This is a genomic window from Candidatus Acetothermia bacterium (assembly GCA_024653305.1).
In the GTDB taxonomy this organism is placed as follows: Bacteria; Bipolaricaulota; Bipolaricaulia; order Bipolaricaulales; family Bipolaricaulaceae; genus JACIWI01.
Genome location: JANLFW010000033.1, coordinates 1 through 3,715 on the forward strand (window position 1 = coordinate 1; position 3,715 = coordinate 3,715).

Annotated in this window: 6 protein-coding genes; 1 reads left to right on the forward strand and 5 read right to left on the reverse strand. The window is 68.0% G+C overall.

The features are described 5' to 3' along the window. The 5 genes from NUV94_07870 to NUV94_07890 form a co-directional block, all read right to left on the reverse strand. Window positions 1-242: type II toxin-antitoxin system HicB family antitoxin (locus tag NUV94_07870; GenBank protein MCR4392654.1), on the reverse strand; the 242-nt coding region annotated here is incomplete at its 3' end. A 13-nt stretch (window positions 243-255) separates the two neighbouring features. Beyond that, window positions 256-684: a nucleotidyltransferase domain-containing protein gene (locus NUV94_07875; GenBank protein MCR4392655.1), complete on the reverse strand. Its 429-nt coding sequence runs from the start codon at window positions 682-684 to the stop codon at window positions 256-258. 228 nt (window positions 685-912) lie between these two features. Beyond that, the gene (locus tag NUV94_07880; protein MCR4392656.1) at window positions 913-1,047 is read right to left on the reverse strand and encodes a hypothetical protein; all 135 of its coding nucleotides are present in this window, start codon (window positions 1,045-1,047) and stop codon (window positions 913-915) included. 3 nt (window positions 1,048-1,050) lie between these two features. Next, window positions 1,051-2,031 carry a flotillin-like protein FloA gene (gene floA / locus NUV94_07885; GenBank protein MCR4392657.1) on the reverse strand — a complete coding sequence of 327 codons (981 nt, stop codon included), beginning with the start codon at window positions 2,029-2,031 and terminating at the stop codon, window positions 1,051-1,053. A gap of 3 nt (window positions 2,032-2,034) precedes the next feature. Then, on the reverse strand, window positions 2,035-3,378 hold the full coding sequence (locus NUV94_07890) for a nodulation protein NfeD (protein ID MCR4392658.1): 1,344 nt from the start codon (window positions 3,376-3,378) through the stop codon (window positions 2,035-2,037). Window positions 3,379-3,476: 98 nt separating this feature from the next. On the opposite strand from NUV94_07890, the gene NUV94_07895 reads away from it, so the two are divergent. Further along, window positions 3,477-3,704: a DUF2007 domain-containing protein gene (locus NUV94_07895; GenBank protein ID MCR4392659.1), complete on the forward strand. Its 228-nt coding sequence runs from the start codon at window positions 3,477-3,479 to the stop codon at window positions 3,702-3,704. Window positions 3,705-3,715 lie beyond the last annotated feature (11 nt).

Sequence of the window (3,715 nt, forward strand, 5' to 3'; positions counted from 1 at the left end):
TGAGCGGCCGTAGCCCCCTTCCGAGTTCGCCTGTCATCAGGGTTTGTGGGTTTGGACAACAGGCTCTCAGGTGGAACGGGCAGATGGTCTTCTTCCAATGCCGCTATATAGGCCGCGATCGCCTCTTTGATGTTGACAATGGCTTCCTCTTTGGTTTTCCCTTGGCTCAAACAGCCAGGCAGGCTGGGACACTCGGCGACCCAGTAGCCGTCTTCCCCAGGATACAGCACAACCTGTCTCATACGGGCACCTCCTTCACATCTTCCTCGTCACCGCAGCGAGAAAATCAACGTCGCTTGCCTGGTCTGCCTCCCCGCGGACCACGGAGCCAAAGACGCGCACGTTGCGCGCCCCATGCTTGGCGGCAATGCGCAGGATCTCTTCATAGAGCACCGCCTTGGTGCGCTCGATGGACTCCCGGAAATAGGGGTTCTTGATGGCTGAGGCGACAACCAGGTCGACCGGCCGCCCAAACAGCGCTTCCAGGGACTCCAGTACCCCGAAGTACCGGTCGACGTAGCCAGGCTCAATTGGCGGCTGGAATTCGACAAGGAAATCGAGATCACTGGTTTCCTCGCGGAAACCACCCACAGCCGCGGAACCGAAGGCCTCCAGGCGGCGCCCACGGAACCGGCGGCACAGAGCAGCCAGTTCATCCCGCCGCCGCTCAAGCTCGGCATTCATCGCTCTTCTCCTCAGGCGAAGGATAGCCGAGATGCGCTAGCTTGGCGGTCACCCCCCCAAGCCGGGAGCCTCGGTTCCTGAGAAGACCAGGGTCACCCGCCCCAAGAGCCCTGGCCGTCGTCCCCCTCACCCTCTCCCGCAAAGGGGAGGGAGAATGGGATAAGCGCCTCTCCCCCGAAGGAAGCGTGGTTGCTCCCCCCAGGGGTAGCCAGACCCCCAACGAGTAGGTCAGGCCTCCCAGGGACGCGGGGGGCCCTCCCCCGAGCTGGGAGGAGGGCCGAGGATCTCCCCAAGGAGGATGGCCAGGCGGGGATCCTCCCGCAGAAGCTCCCAGAGCTTCCCCGCCACCGAACTCGCCCCCATCCCTCACCCCCTCGACCGCTTCTCCGGAGGCTCCTCCGGCCGGGCCAAGCCCTCCCGCATCCGCGTGTCGGCCTGGATGTTCCGCAGCCGGTAGTAGTCCATGATCCCCAGCTGCCCCTTCCTGAACGCCTCGGCGATCGCTCGCGGGATCTCCGCCTCGGCCTCGACCACCGCCGCCTGTCGCTCCTGGGTCAGGGCCTTCATCTCCTGCTCCCGGGCGATCGCCATCGCCCGTCGTTCCTCGGCCTTGGCCCGCGCCACCTTGAGGTCGGCCTCGGCCTGGGCCGTCTGAAGCTCGGCCCCGATGTTCCGGCCCACGTCCACGTCCGCGATGTCAATGGACAGGATCTCAAACGCGGTCCCGGCGTCGAGCCCTTTCGAGAGGACGAGCTTGGAGATGGAGTCCGGATTCTCCAGCACCTCCTTGTGGGAGTTGGCCGACCCGATGGCGGACACGATCCCCTCCCCCACCCGGGCGATCACGGTGGCCTCGGTGGCCCCGCCCACGAGGCGCTCGATGTTGGCCCGCACCGTGATCTTGGCGATGGCAAGGAGCTCGATCCCGTCCTTGGCCACCGCCGCCACCTTCGGGGTCTCGATCACCCGCGGGTTCACGCTCATCGCCACCGCGTCGTACACGTCGCGGCCGGCGAGGTCGATCGCCGCCGCCCGCTGGAACCCCAGGGCAATCCCGGCCTTGTCCGCCGAGATGAGGGCCCGCACCACCCGCTCCACGTTCCCCCCCGCGAGGTAGTGGGCCTCCAGGTCCGAGGTGGAGAGCTTGATCCCCGCCTTCCACGCCGCGATCATGGGCATGATCACCCGGTGGGGGTTCACCTTCCTGAGGCGCATGCCGATGAACGTAACCGGCCCCACCGGGACCCCGGCGGCCACAGCTGAGATCCACAATCCCACCGGAACGAAGTAGAAGAACAGCCACAGGAACAGGATCGCCAGTACCGGAATCGCAATCAGAACTGCCATCGTTCACTCCCCTCCTTCGATTCGACGGACCACCTTGCGGTAGCCCTCGTCCCTGACCACCACGATGGCGGTCCCCTTAGGGAGGAACCCCTCCTCGCACGTCACGTCCACCCGCTCCCCACCGAAGTCCCCCACCCCCACCGGGTGGAGGTCGCTTGCCGCTACGCCGCGCCGGCCGACCCATGGGCTGGCTGGGGCCGGGGCGGTTCCCCGGTCCGTGGCCCGGCCGGTGATCGTCGAGGACAGGATCACCCCGCCTAGCCGCAGGCGGCTCTTGGGAAGCCGGGTGAGGAGGACGGCCACCCCCACCACCGCCGCCACCAGGCCCCCCGATACCGCCCCCACCGCCCCGAGCGCCTCGTCGGGCCGGGTGAACGGCCCGACCATGGCCGTGTAGAACCCAAGGCCGATCAGCACGAGACCCAGGAGCCCGGCCAGGCCGAAGTCGCTGGCGGTGAACACGAATACTTCTAGGAGCATCGCCACCGCGCCCCCGACGAAGAACACCAGCGACTCCCATCCGGCGAGGCCGACGAAGTAGTGGGCCCAGAAGAAGAGCCCGAGGCAGCCGATGCCCACCGTTCCGGGAAGGCCGAACCCGGGGGTGAGCGCCTCCACGATCAGGCCCAACACCCCGACGGTGATGAGGATCGCCGCCACCCACGGCGAGGTCAGGGTGGCCGCCAGGGAGTCCACCCAGCGCGGGGAAAACCGGACCACCGCCGCCCCGGGAAGGCCCGCCGCCACAAGGAGCCCACCGAGGTCGGCCACCTCGCCGTCGGAGTACCCCCACTGGGCGGCTTCATTCGCGGTCAGGGTGAGGAGCTTGCCCCGCTCCACGAGGTTCGGGATCACCACGTCCCGGTCCACCATCGCCTCCGCCACCTCCGGCGGGCGCCCCCTGGCCTCGGCCGTGGCCTTGAAAAGCTTGCGCACCGCGGACACGGTCTTCTCCGGGGCCTCCCGCATCTGGCTGTCCTCGAAGTACACCGGGGTTGCCGCGCCCATCACCCCGGCCGGGTCGAAGTAGATCCGCCCACAGGCGATGGCGAGGAGGGCCCCGGCGGAGAACGCCTCCCGGTGGACGTAGGCGATGGTGGGAAGAGGGGCGTCCAGGATCACGTCACGGGCGGCGGAGGCGGCATCGAGATACCCGCCGGGGGTGGAGAACTCCAGGATCGCCGCGGCCGCCCCCGCCGCCGCGGCCTGGGCGAGCCCGGCCCGCACGTAGGACACCGTGCCCCGCCCGATCTCGCCTTCGATCCGAAGGAGCCAGACCTCAGGCGTGCCCTGGACGACCCCGAAGGAACCGGCGAGGAAAATCGCGATGAACAACCATCTCTTCACAGGAGCATTGTAGGGGCCGAAGGCCCCGAGCGCCAAGTTTCCGCGCTGGATCATTGTGCGGATTGCTTGCCCCAGGGGCCGTGGTACCATTTAAGGTTGTGGAGGAACACGGACGGATGGTGATCGTGGCCAGCTTTGGCCGACCGGGGGATGCGCATTTGGCGCGGATGGAGCTCGAGGCGGAGGGGATCCAGGCGTTCGTCCTTGACGAGCATGCGATCTCCACGAACCCGTTCTACGCCCCGGCCCTGGGCGGGGTGAAGGTGGCGGTGCGGGAGGAGGACGCGGCTCGGGCGCGGGCGATCCTGGGGAAGGAAGCGGGGTGAGCCCGCTCGCC